Source organism: Solwaraspora sp. WMMD792 (assembly GCF_029626105.1).
In the GTDB taxonomy this organism is placed as follows: Bacteria; Actinomycetota; Actinomycetes; order Mycobacteriales; family Micromonosporaceae; genus Micromonospora_E.
The window spans coordinates 5,567,540-5,585,898 of the sequence record NZ_JARUBH010000009.1; the positions used below are offsets into that span (position 1 = coordinate 5,567,540).

Consider the following 18,359-nt stretch of genomic DNA (forward strand, 5'->3'; position numbering starts at 1 on the left):
GGCTGTCCTGACTCGAGAAGGCTACCTACCATGTGCCGGTGCCATCGGCGCCGGTAGCGACCCGGCGTCCGGGTGTGACGACGACGGGGAGGATCGATCCGTGGGTACGGTGGTGATACGGCGCCCGGCGCGCCGACCCGAGCCGGAGTACCCGTCCGGTGAGGTCCTGCTCGACGCGCCACCCGAGCTGCCGGCGCCGACCGGCCGGTCCTGGGGGCAGCTGATGATGCTGCTGCCGATGCTGGCCGGCTCGGTCGCGATGGCGTTGATGTACGCCGGCCGGGGCGGTTCGACGCTCAGCTACGTCGCCGGTGGCCTGTTCGGCCTCTCCGCGCTCGGCATGCTCGCCACCCAGCTGTCCAACCAGGCCGGTGGGCCGAGCCGGCAGGAGATGGCGCAGCGGCGGCGCGAATACCTGGCGCATCTGTCGCGGCAGCGTCGCCGGGTCCTGCGGACCGTACGCCAGCAGCGGGAAGCCGCGTTCTACCGGCACCCGGACCCGCAGACGCTGTGGTCGGTGCCGGTCGGTCCCCGGCTGTGGGAACGCCGCCGTGGCGACCCCGACTTCGCCACCGTACGGGTCGGTCTCGGGCCGCAGGAGCTGGCGACGCCGCTGGTCCCACCGCCGCCGACCGCGCTGGAGAAGCTGGAGCCGATGTGCGCGTTGGCGCTGCGCCGGTTCCTGACCAGCTACGCCACGGTGCCGCAGCTGCCGGTGGACATGGCGCTGCGCGGCTTCGCCCGGGTGCATCTGCGCGGCGACCCGGACGCCGCCCGCGCCCTGGTCAGGGCGGTGATCGCCCAGGCCACCGCGTTCCACGCGCCGGACGACATGCTGGTGGCGATCTGCCCGGCCCCGACCCGGCGGGAGCACTGGGAGTGGGTCAAGTGGCTGCCGCACGCGCTGCATCCGACCCGCACCGATGCGACCGGCGCGCTGCGGCTGGTGTCGCCGACGGTGACCGGCCTGGAGGCGATGCTCGACGACGTGCTCGCCAACCGCCCCCGGTTCAACCTGTCCGGTGGCGGCTCCGCCACCACCTCCGGCCCGCACCTGCTGGTGGTGCTCGACGGCGGTGACCCGGCCGGCTCCGATCACCTGATGACCGACGGCGGTGTGGAAGGGGTGACCATCGTCGACCTGTCCGAGCCACCGCCCCGGGTGCTCGACCGGGCCCGGCTGGTGCTCGATGTCGCCGCCGACGGGTCGATGGCCAGCGTCACCCTGGACGGCCGGGCGCAGATCGGCACCGCCGACACCTGCACGATCGCCGAGGCGGAGACGTTGGCGATGGAGCTGGCGCCGCTGCGGCTGTCCGCCGCGTCCCGTGGCGAGCAGCCGCTGCACCTGGAGCAGGACCTGGCCGACCTGCTCGACCTGGGCGATCCGTACGAGTTCGACGTGGACCGGGCGTGGACACCCCGGCCGAACCGGGACCGGCTGCGGGTGCCGCTCGGGCTGACCCCGGACGGCACCCCGGTCGAGCTGGACCTCAAGGAGTCCGCGCAGGACGGCATGGGCCCGCACGGCCTGCTGATCGGCGCCACCGGCTCCGGCAAGTCGGAGCTGCTGCGCACCCTGGTGCTGGCCCTGGCCGCCACCCACTCGTCGGAGACGCTCAACTTCGTGCTGATCGACTTCAAGGGCGGGGCGACGTTCACCCGGCTGGACAAGCTGCCGCATACCAGCGCGGTGATCACCAACCTCTCCGACGAGTTGCCGCTGGTCGACCGGATGACCGATGCGATCAACGGCGAGCTGGTCCGCCGGCAGGAGCTGCTCCGCTCGGCCGGCAACTACGCCTCACAGCGTGACTACGAGAAGGCCCGCGCGGCCGGGGCACCGCTGGAGCCGATGCCGGCGCTGCTGATCATCTGTGACGAGTTCTCCGAACTGCTGACCGCCAAACCGGACTTCATCGACATGTTCGTCCAGATCGGACGGGTCGGCCGGTCGTTGAGCGTGCATCTGCTGCTCGCCTCGCAGCGGCTGGAGGAGGGCCGGCTCCGCGGGCTGGACACCCACCTGTCGTACCGGATCGGCCTGCGAACCTTCTCCGCGATGGAGAGCCGGGTGGTGCTCGGCGCCACCGACGCGTACGAACTGCCCCGCTCCCCCGGCCACGGCTACCTGCGGTTCGGCACCGAACCGCTGGTACGGTTCCGGGCCGCGTACGTCTCCGGCACGTACCGCAGCAAGACCGCCGAGGCGGTCGCCGCTGGCGACGGCGACGACCGGGTCCAGGAATACACCACCCAGTACGTCGCACCCCGGCTGCCGGCCGACGCCCGGCAACCGGAGCCCGAACCGGCCGACGCCACTACCGGCGAGAGCCTGCTCGACATCCTGGTCAGCCGGCTCACCGGCCGCGGCAAACCGGCCCACCAGGTGTGGCTGCCGCCGCTCGGCGACCCGATGACCCTCGACCAGCTACTCTCGCCGCTGGTCGCCGACCCCGAACGCGGCATCACCGCGGCCAGCCCGACGCTGCAGGGCGAGCTGCGGGCCGCCGTCGGCCTGATCGACAAGCCGTTCGAGCAGCGCCGCGACGTGCTCTGGCTGGAACTCGGCGGCTCCGCCGGGCACACCGTCATCGTCGGCGGCCCGCAGAGCGGCAAGAGCACCCTGCTGCGTACGGTCGTGTCATCGCTCGCCCTCACCCACACCCCACGCGAGGTGCAGATCTACTGCCTCGACCTGGGCAGCGGCGCGCTCACCGCGCTGCGTGACCTGCCGCAGGTCGGCGGGGTCGCCACCCGGCTGGACGCCGGGCAGGTCCGCCGGACCATCGCCGAGCTGCGGCTGCTGATGGCCCAGCGGGAACGCCGGTTCGCCGAGAACCGGATCGACTCGATGGCCACCTACCGGCGGGAACGCCGGCACGGCGGGCACACCGACGACCCGTTCGGCGACGTGTTCCTGGTGATCGACGGCTGGGCGGCGGTACGCGCCGAGTTCGAGGACCTGGAGCCGGCAATCAACGACATCGCCAACCGAGGGCTGTCGTTCGGCGTACACCTGGTGATCAGCGCCGGCCGGTGGATGGACCTGCGACCGGCGGTACGCGACGTCTTCGGCACCCGGCTGGAGCTGCGCCTCGCCGACGCCAGCGACTCCAACCTGGACCGGCGGGCGGCGATGAACGTGCCGGACAAGTCGCCCGGCCGGGGCATCACCCCGGACGGCATGCAGTTCCTCGCCGCGCTGCCACGCACCGACGGCGACGCCGACGCGGGGACCCTCGCCGACGGTGCCCGGCGGTTCGTCACCGACGTCGCCGCTGCCTGGCAGGGCCCGGGTGCGCCACCGGTGCGGCTGCTGCCGGCCGTGGTGCCGTACGACTCGGTGCCGGACACCGGACGCCCCGGCGTGCCGATCGGCATCGCCGAGGTCGACCTGCAGCCGGTGCACCTGGACCTGAGCACCGATCCGCACTTCATCGTCTTCGGCGACGGCGAGTCCGGCAAGAGCAGCTTCCTGCGGGCGCTGGCCCGGGGCATCACCGACCGCAACGACCTGACCCAGGCCCGGCTCATCGTCGTCGACTACCGGCGCAGCCTGCTCGGCGATATCAGCGAAAAACACCAGATCGGGTACGGCACCTCGGCGGACGTCACCGCCGGCATGCTGACCGAGGTGGTCAACGTGATGCGTGACCGGCTGCCCCCGGCGGACGTGACCCCGGAGCAGCTGCGTGCCCGCAGCTGGTGGCGCGGCCCCGACCTGTACATTCTGGTCGACGACTACGACCTCGTCGCCGGTGGCGGCGGCAACCCGCTGCTGCCGCTGCTGGAGTTCCTGCCGCAGGCCCGTGACATCGGGCTGCACCTGGTGATCGCCCGGCGCAGTGGCGGCGCCAGCCGGGCACTGTACGAGCCGATCCTGATGCGACTGCGCGAGCTCAGCTCGCCGGGCCTGGTGATGTCCGGCAGCCGCGACGAGGGGGTGCTGCTCGGCAATGTACGGCCCGGTCCGCTGCCGCCGGGGCGGGGCTGGCTGGTCACCAGGCGGGAAGGCACCCGGCTCGTCCAGTTGCTACATCTACCGTCCACATCGTGACTCTCGGTCCACGACAATTGCGGTGACGCGATAGTTTTGTGGATGCCGATACACGTGTGAGGGCCCGGGGGAGGGATCTTGGCGGACGACAGCTGGCTGGTCAACGAGACGATCGACGTCGACATCGAGCAGCTTGACGACTTCGCCCAGTGCGTGATGGACGAGCTGCGGCTCAACTTCCAGCCGAGCCTGGCGAGCGGCATCAACCACATGCTCACCATCCCGGTGCCGTTCGGCGGGTCGGGGATGTCCGAGGGCCGGTTCTTCCAGGGCCGGCACGACGAGAACCGTGAGGCGGCCACCCTGCTGCTCGGCGAGGTGGCCAAGGGCCTCGCCTCACTGGCGACCGCCGCCAAGTCGATCTCCGCCGAATACCTCGACGGCGACGCCCTGGTCGCGGCCGACCAGATGACCGTTTACACCGCGTTCTCCAATCTAGAAGGCGGCGAGACGCTCGACGATCTCTGGCAGGATCCGGAAAGCGGCGTCGAGGATCCGAGTCTGGTGGTCGATCCGGACGAGGAGACCTCCTCCTACGCCCCCGAAGCGGCCGACCGGGACCTGTCGCTGTACGAGGCCGAGACGATCGGTGAGGGCGACGGTGCCTACGACATCCGCGCCGACGACGAGGACATGCACGACGGTGAGCTCGACAGTCCGTCGGCCGATCACTGAGCAGCGCGGATAGCGACGTCGAGGAGCGGGGATGTCCGACGAGTACTTCGGCTGGCAGCCGGTGTCGATCCCGTACGTGAACGCCGTGAACGACTACGTCGTCCACGACTACTCGGATCCGAACCAGCGCTACGAACCCACCGTCTGGGACAAGGAAACGACCAACATCGAGACGATGTGGGGTTGGATCCAGAACGAGAGCGACGAGCGGGTGATCGCCGTCGCCGACATGTGGCACCGGATCGGCGTGCTGCTCGACAGCACCCGCACCAACCTGCAGCGGTACGCGACGGCGCTGGCTGCCAAGTGGCAGTCACCGGCCGGTGAGTACTTCATGCAACGGGTGGGCGCCACCCTCTACTCGCTCGACGAGTGGAAGGAGGCCGCCGACAGCAACCGCCGTGGCTTGGAGCAGCTGGCCGGCAAGATCGAGTCGACCCAGCAGGAGTTCCGCACCCTCTGGGAGCAGTACACCGTGGAGGCGGCCGACCCGGACAACGGCCTGCAGTGGTCCGACACGTACGACTGGATCCCGGGCACCACCGGCCGGACCCGCAAAGACGTGATGGACGACTACTTCGAGCGCGCCCGGGACATCATCAAGCCGTTGGCCGACATGTACATCGACGTGTACCTGAGCCACATCACCCGGGGCACCACCTTCCGGGGCCCGACCGACGCAGCGGTTGTCCACCCGTCGGTCGCTCCTCCCGGCGGCCCCGGGGCACCGCCGCCCGGTGCGCCGCCGGGTGGTGCGCCGGGCGCACCACCCCGGCCGGAGTTCGCGGGGCGTGGCGAGCCGCCCACCGCTCCCGGGCTGGGCCGGAGCACGCCGTCACCCACGCCACCGCCGCCGGTGCCGGACGGGCTGCACCTGGCCGGGGGCACCGTCGCCCCGCCGACCGCGCCTCCTCCGGTGCCCAACCTCCCGCAGACCGGTGCCGGCCCGGCGCCGAGCCCGCCCCCGGCGGTAGCGCCACCCGGCGTCACCCCCGGGCCACGACCGGGGGCACCGGGGGTCAGCCGACCCGGAGCACTGCCGCCGGGTGCGAACCGCCCGAATCCTCCGCTCCGGCCGCCCGGTCCGCCCCGGCCGGCGCTGCCCGGGGCCGGTGGTCCGCCGCCGAACAACCCGGCCAGCCGACGTCCGGCACCGCAGCGCCCGTCGCTGCCCGGCAGCACCGGACCGACGCCGGGTGGCTCCCGGCCGCCGGGGCCGACCGGCCGCCCCCCGGTCCGACCCACCCCACCGGCGGCGCCACAGTTGCCGGGCAGCACTGGCGGCCGCCCGGCTGGCGGCGCTGGCCGGCCAACCGCCCCACCGCCCAGCCTGGGCGGCCCACGCAGCCGCCCCGCCGCCCCGACTACCGGCGCTGCCCGGCTACCGCAGCCGGCCGCACCCGGCTCCGCCGGTCGGCCGGCCCCGGCTGCCCCACGGCTGTCCGGCCGGGCCGGGCCGACGAAGCCCGGCGGTGCCACCAAGGGCCCGGGTCCGGTGCTGGGCGGGCAACGGGGTGCCGGCCCAGCCGGTGGCACCGGTCGCACCAGCCGCAAGACCGACGACCGGCAGCAGACCTGGGAGTACGGCGACGGTGACGACGAGCTGTGGCAGACCGACCCGGCGGCTCCCGGCACCATCGACACCCCCGACGAGAAGCCGCCGCAGCAGCAGGGCCGGAGCCTGGGCCAGCGATGAGGCCGGCAGACGGCCGAGCTGAGCCGGACGAAGCACCCGACGCAGTATCATCCGGGCACAGCGCCGGGTCGCCCGGCGACTACCCGACGGAGAGGTGTGCTCCGCCTATGCGTGCTTCCCGGCGGTCGCTCGGTCTGGTGGCAGCCGGGCTGATCGGGCTGCTCGGCACGGTCCCGCTGCCCGCCGGGCCGGCACTGGCCGGCGAGATCCGGGACCAGTCCTGGCACGTCGAAGCGATGCGGCTGCCCGAGGTGCACCGGATCACCCAGGGCGAGGGGGTGACCGTCGCGGTGGTCGACACCGGCGTCGACGCCTCCCACCCCGACCTGCGGGACAACGTACTGCCCGGGGCCGACCTTCACGACCGCGACAGCAAGGGCCACGTCGACCGGCGCAACCACGGCACCGGGATGGCGTCGCTGATCGCCGGGCACGGGCACGGGCCCGACGGCCGTGACGGGGTGCTCGGGGTGGCGCCGAAGGCCAAGATCCTGCCCATCACGCTCTCCAGCCCGAAGACTGAGATCATCCTCCCCGAGTCCATCGCGCTCGGGATCAACAGGGCGGTCAACAGCGGCGCCGACATCATCAACGTCTCGCTCACCGGATCGTCCGACCCGGCGCTGGAGCGCGCCGTCGAAAGCGCCTACCGGCGCGGCGTCATCGTCGTCGCCGGCATCGGCAACCGCCTCGACGTGCTGATCGGCCAGCCGGCCCGCAGTGAGTGGACCATCGCGGTGACCAGCAGCGGGCGGGACGGTGGGCTCAGCCCGGAGTCGATCCGCGCCGAGCAGACCCACATCGCCGCACCCGGCGAGGACATCATGCAAGCGTCCGCTGGCGGCGGCTACTACACGATGGACGGCGCCAGCTCCGCCACCGCGTTGGTGTCGGGGGCGTTCGCGCTGCTCAAGGCACGGTATCCGGACGAGGACCAGGGCAGACTGTTCCAACGCCTGGTCGGTACGGCGTACGACGCCGGGCCGCCCGGCAAGGATCTCGACTTCGGCTGGGGCATTCTGGACATTCACGCCGCGCTCACCACCGAGCCGGACGACCGGGCCAGCCCACGGCCGTCGCCGACCGCCAGCGACCCGGTCGCCTATCTGCCACCCGAGCCGGGCTACGAGTTCGGGCTCGACGAACTGATCGGCATGCTGATCTTCTTCACCATCCTCGGCACGCTGGTCACCGGTGTCGTGCTGCTGATCCGGTGGCTGCGGCGCCGGGCGAGACGTCCGGCGGCCGCCCGGGACGGCCCACCGCCGGCGGCCGACGTCGGTGCACCGGTGGTGCCGGCACCGGCCGCCCAGGCCGGGCCCGATCAGCCGACCGGGGGCGAGCCGCCGACCGCCGAGGACGATTCGGTATGGTGTCCACCGAGCCGGTGAACGTACCCGGTCCGGCTACCGCCACCCCCGCCGCCGGCCGACGGCGGCCACCTGTCGTCGTCGCCGCCGTACTGCTGACCATCCCCACCGCTGCCCTCTGGCTGGTCGCGGGTCTCGCGTTCCTGGTCGTCACCTACCGCGCCGAAGGTGACGCGAAATTCCTACTGTGGATCATCGCGTTCGCAATCTTCGGGCTCTGCCTGCTGCTGGTCTTGATGACCCTGGCCGGTATGCGGATCGTCTGGGTCGGCGGGCCGAACATGCTGCGGGCCCCGGCCGGGTTCACCGCCGGGCTGCTCCTCGTCGTGCTGGGCGGCCTGCTGCTGTTCGGCAAGGTTGAATACCACCCGACGATGCTGATGCCGATGGTCGTCGGTGCGCTGGCCGGACTGGCGGTGATCCTGCTGGCCACTCCGCCCGCACGGCGCTGGCTGGCTGACCGGTAGTCGCCGGTCAACCGATGCTCGCGGCCGCCGGCGGCTCGGCCGGCGGCGGGTCCACCGGCAGCCAGCGTCGACCGCTCCGGTCGAAGCGGGCCAGCAGCTCGTCACTGCCGTCCTGATGCAGCACGTGCAGCTCGGCCCCGTCCGGCACGGCCAGCGCCCGCTGCTGCGGCTGCTCGTCGAGCCAGGTCGCCGGGGTGTCCGGGCCGGGTTCCCACCGTACGACCGGAACCCACTCGTCGGCGGCGGTGAACGGCGACTCCGGCCCGAGCAGGCCCAACCGGGCGTACAGCCGCTTTGGGGTGTCCCGGCCCGAGCCGTGCCAGCGGTGCACCGGGCCGGCCATCCGGTCGTAGCCGTCCGCCACGTACGCGTGCAGGTGGCGGTGCGGGACGACCAGCTGCATCCGGACCGGAACGTCCGGCTCCGCCTCGGCCCGGTCAACTTCGGTGCCCTCGGCCCGGTCCGCCTCGGTCACGGTCTGGGCCACATCCGCTTGGTCCGCCTCGGTCACGGTTCGGCGCAGCTCGTCGAGCCACTGGCTGACCTGCCGGACCGCCTCCCCGGGCAGGCTTACCGCCGAGGCGGTGCCCGGGTCGACGGCGAGCTGCCAGCCCGGGTCCGGCCAGTTCGCGAAGAGTCGCACGCTGGAGGCGACGACCGATGGCGGCGGCACGTCGAAGAGCTCAGCCAGCATCGCCGGGGAGGTGAAGACCGGCACCGACGGTTGTCCCGCCTCGTCGGGCAGACACCACCAGGGGAACCGGGGGTCGGCCAGGTCGGTCGCGGCGGCATCGGGGTCGGCGTCCGGCAGCAGCGGTACGGTGAACTCGGCCCGCAGCAGGGCGGCCATCACCGCGTCCGGGTCCTCGGCCGCGACGGCGGCGCGCAGCGCCTGCGCGATGTCGCCGGCATCGGGTGCCGGTATCAGCTCCCGCAGCTGCCCGGCGGTGATCCGGTCGGCGATCGGCAGTCCCGGGTCGACCGCCAACCACCAGCTGTCGTCGGGGATCGTGGCGGCCACCTCGGCCAGGGTGACCGTCACGTACCGTACCGACTCGCCCGGTAGTCCGGCGGCGATGGCCTGCGGCGAGGTGAAGGCCAGCACGTGTGGAGCGCCGTCGTGTTCGACGGTGGGCCAGGCGAACGGTGCCTGACCGGCGGCGGTCTCTGCCGACACCGGCAGCAGCAGCGGCCCGGTGCCGAGCGCCGCCAGATAGCCCGCCAGGTCGGTGGCGGCGGCCATGCCCGACTCGGCTGCGGTGGCCGGTCGCCACCCGGCCGAGGCGAACTCGGACAGCGGCTGCGGACCTGGCTCCGGGTCGGCGGTCACCAGCTGCCGTCCTCGGCGAGCCGGTGCGGCCGCTGCCCGAGGATCAGCACGGTGACGGCCTGCTCGACCGACCGGCCGAGAAACCAGTCGCCGCCGTGGTCCAGCACGAACACCCGCTGCCGGGCGTCGATGGCCAGGATGCCGGTGCCGTCCGCCTCGACGCCGAGCGGGCTGACCGGCACGCCCAGCGTGTCGGCGAGTACGGCGAGGGTGGCGACGGTGTGCACGGCGCGCAGCGGATCGAGGTGGACCGTGCTCGGTGCGACCGCCTCGCCAGGGCCGTCCGGTTCGACGTACAGGCCGCCGAACTCGGCGTACGCCTCGATCGCGGGACCGACCACGGTGTGCTGCCGCCCGTCGGGTCCGGCGTGCCCGGCGACCCGCAGTGCCCAGTCGCGGCCCCGCTGCTCGTCGCGTCGGCCGGGCTGCCAGCCGGCCCGGGTCAGGGCGGCCAGCACCTCCGACGGGAACCGGTCGTCGCCGGGCATCAGAGCGCCTCCACTGCGAACCAGTCGAGCAGTTGGCGGCAGGACCGGCACGGGGCTACCGCCGTACCGTGGGCCGGATCGTCCGGTTCGCGGATCAGGGTGACCCGGATCCGGGCACCCCACAGCGCCGCCCGGGCCGCGGCCGGCGACAGCTCGGTGCCGGGCTGGCCCTGCTGTACGGCGTACAGCCGGTCGGAGATCAGCACCGGCTCGGCGCACCAGCCGACGAAGCGTTCCCGCTGACCGACCGGAAGTTCGTCCAGGATCCGCCGGACCAGCGGGTGCAGCTGCGGGAGGTGGTCGCCGCGGACCGAGGTGTGGGTGTGGACCTCGCCGTCGACCAGCAGAGCGGCTGCCGTCAACGGCAGCATGCGTACCGCCATCACGCTCTCCTTCGCCGTCCGGTCGGGGCCAGCCGGGGCCGGTCGGGGCCCTGGGATTCCGCCGTAGAGCGTAGACAACCGGTGCCGGTCGCTGCTGCCTGCTGCGGACCGGCGACGACGCGGTCGTTCAGACGCGGTCGGTCACCGGACACCGGGTCTGGTGGCGCTGCGATATCGTCGAAATCCCCTGTCCCGCCGCGTACGAAGCCCGGAGCCATGACGCGCACCCTCTCGGTCAGTCCGGACCAGCCAGGCGCCTATCAGTCGATCGGTGACGCGCTCGCGGCAGCGTCCGACGGGTCGGTGGTGGCCGTCGCTCCCGGCACCTACTACGAGGCATTATTCGTCAATGAGCGACAGATCACTGTGGTCGCCGCGCAGGGTGCCGGGTCGGTGACCGTCGACGCCTCCGCCGGTAACTATCCGACCGTGTCTGCCAACGGCGGCGCCCTCGAACTGCGTGACCTGGTGCTGCTGGCCGGCGACGCGCCGGCGGTGGCGGTCGACCGGGCCCGGCTGACCATGGCCGGCTGCCAACTGCGGGCCGGGTTCGGTGCTGGCGTCGTGATCGGCAACCGGTCGAGTTTCACGCTGACCCGGTGCACGGTCACCGGGGCGCGGCACGGCCTGGTGGTCGAGGATTCGGACGGCGACGTCGACGGTTGCGAGTTCACCGACCTTGCCGAGGACGGCGTCATCGTGCGGATCGGAGCCGCGCCCACCATCCGGGCGTCGTCCATCACCGGCTGCGGCAACCGGGGCGTCTACGTCTACCAGCACGGCCGCCCGGTGTTGGAGACGTGCGAGATCTCCCGGACCGGCGGGGCCGGGGTCGCAGTCGCCCACCAGAGCGCGCCGACGCTGCGGCGCTGCCGGATCCGCGACACCCGTGGGCCGGCGGTCTCCTTTGGTCGTGGCTGTGCGGGCCGCGTCGAGGAGTGCAGCACCGAGAACACGGCGACGCCGGCGTTCGACATCGCCGACGGTGCCGAGCCGACCATCGTCACCGGTACGGCGAGCCGGCGTGCGGTGTTCGGCGCGGCCGCCGCCGCGTCGGCCGGCGGGCAGGACACCGCCCGTACCGAGGAGTTGCTGGCCGAGCTCGACGCGATGGTCGGCCTGGAGTCGGTCAAGGATGAGGTGCGCGGGCTGATCGACGAGATCCAGGTGAACGAGTGGCGGCGCGGCGCGGGTCTGCCGGTGAGCGCGGTGAGCCATCACCTGATCTTCGCGGGCGCGCCGGGCACCGGTAAGACGACGGTGGCCCGGATCTACGGTGAGCTGCTGGCCGCGCTGGGGGTGCTGTCCGGCGGGCCGTTCCGTGAGGTGTCCCGGCGCGACCTGGTCGGGCAGTACCTGGGCCACACGGCGGAGAAGACGGCCGCCGTGTTCGAGCAGGCCAGAGGCGGTGTGCTCTTCGTCGATGAGGCGTACACCCTGTCCCGGTCGTTCGGCAGTGGCGGGGATTTCGGTCAGGAGGCGATCGACACGCTGGTCAAGCTGATGGAGGACCACCGGGACGAGATCGCGGTGATCGCCGCCGGCTACACCGGGGAGATGCGGCAGTTCCTCGACGCCAACCCGGGCCTGGCGTCCCGGTTCGCCAGGACGATCGAGTTCGGCAACTACACCCCGGAGCAGTTGGTGGTGATCGTCGAGCGGATGGCGGCGAACGACGAGTATCTGCTCGCCGCCGCAGTGCCGGAGGTCCTGCTCGGACACTTTTCGACGGTGCCACGGGACGAGAGCTTCGGCAACGCCCGCGAGGCGCGCAAGCTCTTCGAGGGGGTACGCAAGGCGCAGGCGCAGCGGCTGCGCCAGTCCGGCCAGCGGCCCAGCCTGGACGAGCTGCGTACGGTGACCGAGGCCGACGTCCGTACGGCGACCGGACGCTGAGCGATGGCGACCGACCCCGGCACCTCCGCCGACCAGTCTCCGGGTGCACCGGCGGGCTGGCAGCAGTGGGCACCGCCCCGACAACGCGACGCCGCGCCGATGCCCGCACCGGCACCGCCACCCGCAGCCGCACCGCCGACCGTGGGCGTGGCCGGTTCGGCCCCCACCTCGGAGCTGCCGACGGTCCGCGCTGCGGGGCTGTCCACCGGGCAGGTCGCGGCCCGGTCCGCAGCGGCTCCGGCTCCTGCGCTGGCGGCGCGGGCCGCCGTGCCGGTGCCGCCGACCGCGTCGGGTACGAGCCGGTCGCCGGCCGCCGCGACGGCCGGCGTCGTCGGCTCGGCGGCTGCCGCACTGGCCGCCTCGGCTCCCGTAGCGGCGTCGGGCAGCCGGATCCGGCCCCGGCGGGTCCGCCCCGGCACCGGCCCGTTCGCCATCGGGCAGCTGGTCTACTGGCAACTGGCGGCGACCGTGCTGCTCGTCGCGTACCAGCGGGGGCCGGTCGTGACGCTGGTGACGGCTGCGGCGCTGGCGCTGCTGCTGGCACCGACGGTGGTTCGGCTGCGCGGGCGGTGGCTCTACCAGTGGATGGCGGTGTGGTTGCGGTACCGGCTGCGGCCCCGGCGGCTGCCGGCCGGTGGCGGCAACCGGGCGACGGGCCTGCTGCGGTTCGTGGAGCCGACCGCCATAGTGGACGATGTTACGGTCAGCGGCCGGACGATGGCGACGATCAGTCACCGGGGTGGCGTCTGCGCCGTCCTGGAGCTCGACCCTGCCGACGGTTCGCTGTTCGTCGGCTCGGCACTCAGTCTGCCGTCCCCGGCGGCGCTGCTGCCGGCGCCGGATCCGGCCGCCCCGCCGACCTCGGTGCAGCTGCTCGTCCAGGTCGCGGCGGCCCCCCGCGCGCACACCGGACGAGGGCTGGTGGAGCGCTCCTACCGGGAGCTGACCGGCGGTGACGTGCCGGCCCGCCGGCGGGCCTGGTTGGTGCTCCAGGTGATGCGCACGCCGGACGGCTACACCGATCGGGAGCTGGCACCAGCGCTGATGTCGTCGGTCCGGCGGGTCCAGCGCCAGCTGAAACAGGACCGGGTGCCGGCCCGGCTGCTGGGCGGCGACGATCTGCTGACCGCCGTCGGCTACCTGGCGCAGCTGCCCAGCCGGCTGGACGGCGGCAACGTCTACGGCACCGCCAGCAACCGGGTCGCCGGCGAGGAGACCTGGCAGGCGTGGTGGAGCGGCGAGGTGCCGCAGGTCTGCCGCCGGCTGCTGCGCTGGCCGGAGCTGCCGTGGCAGCTGGACGACGTGTTGCGGCAGCTGCCGATGGTCGACACGGTGGTGTCGGTCGCCGTCGCCCGGGAGCCGGGGCATCCGACCGAGACCGCCGCCGGGGACGTGACGGTGTCGGCCGCGGTCCGGCTCACCGCCGCCGACGTGACGACGCTGGCCGTCGGCGACCAGGCACTGACCGAGGCGGTACGCGAACGCGGCGGGCTCACCGAGCGGATCGACGGTGAGCATGTCCGTGGGCTGGCCGCCACCCTGCCGCTCGGGGGGTTCCTGCCGTGACGGGTCCGTTGTCGATCATCCCGCCGACCGGCCTGCACACCGCCGGTCTCGAAGCACTCGGCGACGTACGGTTGCGGGCCGGCGGCGACGGCATGGTCGTCGGGCGCAACCGGCAGGGCGGGCCGGTCGCGGTACGGCTGTTCCGCCCGGAACCGACCCGGCTGCTGCTGGTCGGCGGGCTGCGCTGCGCGCAACTGCTGGCGCTGCGGGCGATGGCGCTCGGCGCGCACCTGTTCATCCAGACGGCCCGCGAGCCGGACTGGCACGGGTTTCTGCACCAGTGTGGTCTGGGTCGGGAGTCGGCGTCGTTTCTGCCGCCCGGCGCCCAGCCGCCACCACCGCCGTCACCGGCGCATCCCCAGCTGCTGGCGGTGGATGTCGGCCCGGCGATGGGTGGCACGCCGGAGGTGGGGGTGCCGTGGCGGACGACGATGGTGCTCCGCAACGACGTGGGCAGTTGGGATCTCGACCCGCTGGTCCGCAGCGACCTGGTGGTGCTGCAGCGGTTGACCGCCGCCGAGGCGGCGCTGGTGGCGTCGGCGTTGGGATTCACCGAGGCGCAGAGCTGGTTGACCCGAATCCATCCGGAGATGGTCGGTCTGGTCAGTCAGGGCCGGCTGCAGTGGGTGATGCTGCATCCGACGTCGATGGAGTCGGCGCTACTCGGCCCGGTCGGCCGGCCCTGACCCGGTGACCTGAACCGAGCGGGACGCCCGCTGATTGGCTTACCGGAGATAGCCGCATGCTCCCCGTGTATACACCCGGTGTATACACGGGGTGTATGGTGACCGGCATGTCCCTCGGTCAGACGTTTCTCGGCCTGCTGGAGTCCGCCCCCCGGCACGGCTACGACCTCAAACGCACCTACGACGAACGGTTCGGTCGCGGCAAACCGCTGCACTTCGGGCAGGTCTACTCGACCCTGTCCCGGCTGCTGCGCGACGGCCTCGTCGAAGTCGACGCGGTGCCCGGCGACGGCCCGGAGCGCAAGCGGTACGCGATCACCGAAGCCGGCGTCACCGACGTCGCCCGGTGGCTGAGCCAACCGGAGAAACCCGACGTCTATCTGCAGAACACCCTCTACACCAAGGTGGTGCTGGCGCTGCTCACCGGCCGGCCGGCCGCCGACCTGCTCGACGTACAGCGTGCCGAGCATCTGCGGCTGATGCGCGAGCTGACCCGCCGCAAGTCCGCCGGCGACCTGGCCGACCAGTTGATCTGCGACCACGCCCTGTTCCATCTGGAGGCAGACCTGCGCTGGCTGGAGCTGACCGCCGCCCGGCTCGACCAACTCGCCAAGGAGCTGCACGCATGACGCCCCTGCTGTACGCCGAGGAGCTGCACAAGTCGTTCGGGCCGACCCCGGCGCTGGCCGGCGCGTCGATCCGGATCGCGGCCGGCGAGGTGGTCGCGATCATGGGTCCGTCCGGGTCCGGGAAGTCCACTCTGCTGCACTGCCTGGCCGGGATCATCCGACCCGATTCGGGGCGGGTCGGCTATCGCGACCAGGACGTGACCGGCATGTCAGACGTACGGCGCAGCGCGTTGCGCCGTACCGACTTCGGGTTCGTCTTCCAGTTCGGGCAGCTGGTGCCGGAGCTGACCGCCGTGGAGAACGTCGCGTTGCCGCTGCGGCTGCGCCGGATGGGCCGCCGCGACGCCGAGCGACGGGCCGCCGAGTGGCTCGACCGACTGGAGGTCGCCGACGTGGCCGACAAGCGTCCCGGTGAGGTGTCCGGCGGGCAGGGTCAGCGGGTGGCGATCGCCCGGGCGCTGGCCGGCGACGCCTCGGTGATCTTCGCCGACGAGCCGACCGGCGCGCTCGACTCACTCAACGGGGAACGGGTGATGCAGCTGCTGACCGCCGCCGCCCGGGACACCGGCGCGGCTGTCGTGCTGGTCACCCACGAGCCCCGGGTCGCCGCGTACGCCGATCGGGAGGTCGTGGTCCGCGACGGCCGGACCCGCGACCTGGCGCTCGCCCAGTGACCGGGCAGCGGAACACCAGCTGGCTCGGCCAGGTCGGTCACGACGTCGCCTTCGGCGCGCGGCTGGCCTTCGCCGGCGGCCGGGACGGCTGGACACGGACGATTTTCACCGCCGTCGGCGTCGGCATCGGGGTGGCGATGCTGCTGCTGGCCGCCTCGGTGCCGGCCGCCATCGACGCCCGCGAGCAGCGCGGTGCCGACCGCGACTGGCAGCAGGTGCTGAGCACCGACGACGCCGGACCGGCATCACCGGCCGACGACGCGGGCGCGCCGACCGCGATGGCCGACGACACGCTGCTGATCGCGCAGGCCTACACGACCTTCCGGGGTCGGCCGGTGTGGGGGCGGGCGGTGCAGGCCGGTGGCCCGCAGGCCCCGGTGCCGCCGGGAGTAACCAAGCTGCCCGGGCCCGGCGAGGCGGTCGTCTCACCGGCGCTGGCCGAGCTGCTGGCCGGCCCGGACGGGGCGCTGCTGGCTCCCCGCATCGGCGAACGGATAATCGGCGAGATCGGCCCGGCCGGCCTGACCGGCCCCGCCGAGCTGGCCTTCTACCGGGGCGTCGACACGTTGCACGCCGAGTCGCATCAGCGGGTCGCGGCGTTCGGCGGCGGTCAGCCCGGCGAACCGTTCGGCCCCACCCTCACCCTGCTGCTGGTGGTCATCTTCGTGGTGCTGCTGCTGCCGATCGTGGTCTTCCTCGGCGCGGCGGTCCGGTTCGGCGGGGCCAGCCGGGACCGGCGGCTCGCCGCGCTGCGGCTGGCCGGCGCCGACCGGCGGATGATCACCCGGATCGCCGCCGGGGAGGCGTTGGCCGGCGCGCTGCTCGGGCTGGCCGTCGGCGCACTGCTGTTCGCCGCCGGCCGGCAGGTCGCGCCGCTGGTGCAGGTGTGGAACCTCAGCGTCTTCGCGTCGGACATCCGGCCGCCGGCCGTACTGGTGGGGCTGGTCGCCGTCGCCGCGCCGCTGGCCGCCGTCGTGGTCGGCCTGGCCGCGCTGCGCGGCGTCGTCGTCGAACCGCTCGGCGTGGTCCGCCGGGGCACGCCGCGCCGCCGCCGACCGTGGTGGCGGCTGGCCGTGCCGCTGGCCGGGCTGGCCCTGCTGTACCCGCTGCTGCGCGGCGGGATCTCCGCCTTCGAGACGGCGGCCCGCTACCAGGTGGCCGCTGGCGCGGTGCTGCTGCTGGTCGGCGTGGTTACGCTGCTGCCGTGGCTGGTCGAGGCCACCGTACGGCGACTGCGTGGCGGGCCGGTCGCCTGGCAGTTGGCGATCCGCCGGCTGCAGGTCGACGGCGGCGGCAACGCCCGGCAGGTGTGCGGGGTCGCGGTCGCGGTGGCCGGTGCCATCGCGTTGCAGGCACTGTTCACCGGGATCGACGACGACTTCGTCCGACAGACCGGTGCCGATCCGGACCGGGCGAGCCACCGCGCCCATCTCGGCGTATCGGACCGGTCGACCGGGGATGCGCTGCTGACCCGGCTGGGCGCGGTGCCGGGGGTCGAGTCGGTCGCCGGATACCGCTCCGCCATAGCGTTCACCGGCTCCGATGCCGCGCGGCGCACCGATGAGCTGGTCATCGCCGACTGCCGGGTGCTCGCCGAACTGATCGTCGCGACCGACTGCGCCGACGGTGCCGTCTTCCTGGTCCCACCGCCCCCCGACTACCAGCGGTCCGCGATGACCGTCGACGAGCAGGGCCAGCTGGTCGAGGCGTCGGTCGAACCGATCCGGGCCGGCGAGCAGGTGCAGGTCGGACCTGGTGAGTACGAGTGGATGGTCCCCGTCGACGCCCGACCGGCGGAGTCGCGCGTCGATCCGTACGGTATCGGTCGGTTCGGGATCTTCGCCACGCCGGCCGCGATCGACGTCGACGCGGCCGGGCGGCTGCCGACCATGGCCTACCTGCAAATCGACCCCGGCCAGCCGGACGCGGTCGAGCACGTCCGCAACGTTCTCGCCACCGCCGGACCGATGGACCTGCTCTCCACCCTGTCGGCGACGACCGAGGCACGGCGGTTCACCAACGTCCGCCGTGGACTCGCCGCCGGCATCGTCGTCACGTTGCTGCTGATCGCCGCCAGCATGCTGGTCACCATGCTGGAGCAGTTGCGCGAGCGGCGCCGGCTGCTGGCCATGCTGGACGCGTTCGGCACGCCCCGGCGGGCGCTCGGATGGGCGGTCGTCTGGCAGCATCTGGTGCCCGTACTGCTCGGGCTGGTCCTGGCGGTGGCCGCCGGGGTCGGGCTCGGTGCGGTGCTGCTGGGCATGGTCGGCCGCGACCTCGTGATCAGCTGGTGGACGGTGGCCGGGGCCAGCGCGGCGGGTGCCGGTGTCGTGCTGCTGGTCGCCGCCGCCGGTCTGCCGGCGCTGTGGCGGCTGATGCGCGCCGACGGGCTGCGTACCGAGTGATGCTCAGACGCCGGCAACGCGGCGGCCAAGGGAT

Annotated in this window: 14 protein-coding genes; 11 read left to right on the forward strand and 3 right to left on the reverse strand. The window is 73.1% G+C overall.

What is annotated here, in order from left to right:
• Positions 1–100: 100 nt before the first annotated feature.
• The 5 genes from eccCa to O7629_RS25915 all read left to right on the forward strand — a co-directional run bounded on the left by eccCa (position 101) and on the right by O7629_RS25915 (position 8,268).
• A complete protein-coding gene (eccCa, locus tag O7629_RS25895) occupies positions 101–4,060 on the forward strand; it encodes a type VII secretion protein EccCa (protein ID WP_278172412.1) in 3,960 nt (1,319 codons plus the stop codon).
• Between the two features lie 78 nt (positions 4,061–4,138).
• On the forward strand, positions 4,139–4,735 hold the full coding sequence (locus O7629_RS25900; RefSeq protein WP_278172413.1) for a hypothetical protein: 597 nt from the start codon (positions 4,139–4,141) through the stop codon (positions 4,733–4,735).
• Between the two features lie 31 nt (positions 4,736–4,766).
• On the forward strand, positions 4,767–6,431 hold the full coding sequence (locus tag O7629_RS25905) for a hypothetical protein (protein ID WP_278172415.1): 1,665 nt from the start codon (positions 4,767–4,769) through the stop codon (positions 6,429–6,431).
• A 107-nt stretch (positions 6,432–6,538) separates the two neighbouring features.
• Positions 6,539–7,822 carry a S8 family serine peptidase gene (locus O7629_RS25910; RefSeq protein ID WP_278172417.1) on the forward strand — a complete coding sequence of 428 codons (1,284 nt, stop codon included), beginning with the start codon at positions 6,539–6,541 and terminating at the stop codon, positions 7,820–7,822.
• Entirely contained in the window at positions 7,801–8,268 is a 468-nt protein-coding gene (locus O7629_RS25915; protein WP_278172419.1) for a hypothetical protein, read from the forward strand. The genes O7629_RS25910 and O7629_RS25915 overlap by 22 nt, the downstream gene beginning before the upstream one ends.
• 7 nt (positions 8,269–8,275) lie before the next feature.
• Here O7629_RS25915 and O7629_RS25920 read toward each other — a convergent pair whose 3' ends face one another.
• Genes O7629_RS25920 through O7629_RS25930 form a run of 3 tightly spaced genes read right to left on the reverse strand, consistent with a single transcriptional unit; the run spans position 8,276 to position 10,469 of the window.
• A complete protein-coding gene (locus O7629_RS25920; protein ID WP_278172421.1) occupies positions 8,276–9,598 on the reverse strand; it encodes an SseB family protein in 1,323 nt (440 codons plus the stop codon).
• Positions 9,595–10,086 carry an SUKH-3 domain-containing protein gene (locus O7629_RS25925; RefSeq protein ID WP_278172423.1) on the reverse strand — a complete coding sequence of 164 codons (492 nt, stop codon included), beginning with the start codon at positions 10,084–10,086 and terminating at the stop codon, positions 9,595–9,597. Before O7629_RS25925 ends, O7629_RS25920 begins: the two co-directional genes overlap by 4 nt.
• A complete protein-coding gene (locus O7629_RS25930) occupies positions 10,086–10,469 on the reverse strand; it encodes a YwqJ-related putative deaminase (RefSeq protein WP_278172425.1) in 384 nt (127 codons plus the stop codon). Before O7629_RS25930 ends, O7629_RS25925 begins: the two co-directional genes overlap by 1 nt.
• A gap of 216 nt (positions 10,470–10,685) precedes the next feature.
• Between O7629_RS25930 and O7629_RS25935 the strand changes: the two genes are divergently transcribed.
• From O7629_RS25935 to O7629_RS25960, 6 genes are all read left to right on the forward strand, one after another.
• Positions 10,686–12,365, forward strand: a complete 1,680-nt coding sequence (locus tag O7629_RS25935; protein WP_278172427.1) for a right-handed parallel beta-helix repeat-containing protein — start codon at positions 10,686–10,688, stop codon at positions 12,363–12,365.
• 3 nt (positions 12,366–12,368) lie between these two features.
• The gene (gene eccE, locus O7629_RS25940) at positions 12,369–13,931 is read left to right on the forward strand and encodes a type VII secretion protein EccE (RefSeq protein WP_278172428.1); all 1,563 of its coding nucleotides are present in this window, start codon (positions 12,369–12,371) and stop codon (positions 13,929–13,931) included.
• Positions 13,928–14,617, forward strand: coding sequence for a hypothetical protein (locus tag O7629_RS25945; RefSeq protein ID WP_278172429.1), 690 nt, complete (start codon positions 13,928–13,930; stop codon positions 14,615–14,617). Before eccE ends, O7629_RS25945 begins: the two co-directional genes overlap by 4 nt.
• A 107-nt stretch (positions 14,618–14,724) precedes the next feature.
• Positions 14,725–15,246, forward strand: coding sequence for a PadR family transcriptional regulator (locus O7629_RS25950; protein ID WP_278172431.1), 522 nt, complete (start codon positions 14,725–14,727; stop codon positions 15,244–15,246).
• Positions 15,243–15,920 carry an ABC transporter ATP-binding protein gene (locus O7629_RS25955; RefSeq protein ID WP_278172433.1) on the forward strand — a complete coding sequence of 226 codons (678 nt, stop codon included), beginning with the start codon at positions 15,243–15,245 and terminating at the stop codon, positions 15,918–15,920. The genes O7629_RS25950 and O7629_RS25955 overlap by 4 nt, the downstream gene beginning before the upstream one ends.
• Positions 15,917–18,325 (forward strand): FtsX-like permease family protein, encoded by a 2,409-nt coding sequence (locus tag O7629_RS25960; RefSeq protein ID WP_278172435.1) that lies wholly within the window; start codon positions 15,917–15,919, stop codon positions 18,323–18,325. Before O7629_RS25955 ends, O7629_RS25960 begins: the two co-directional genes overlap by 4 nt.
• Positions 18,326–18,359 lie beyond the last annotated feature (34 nt).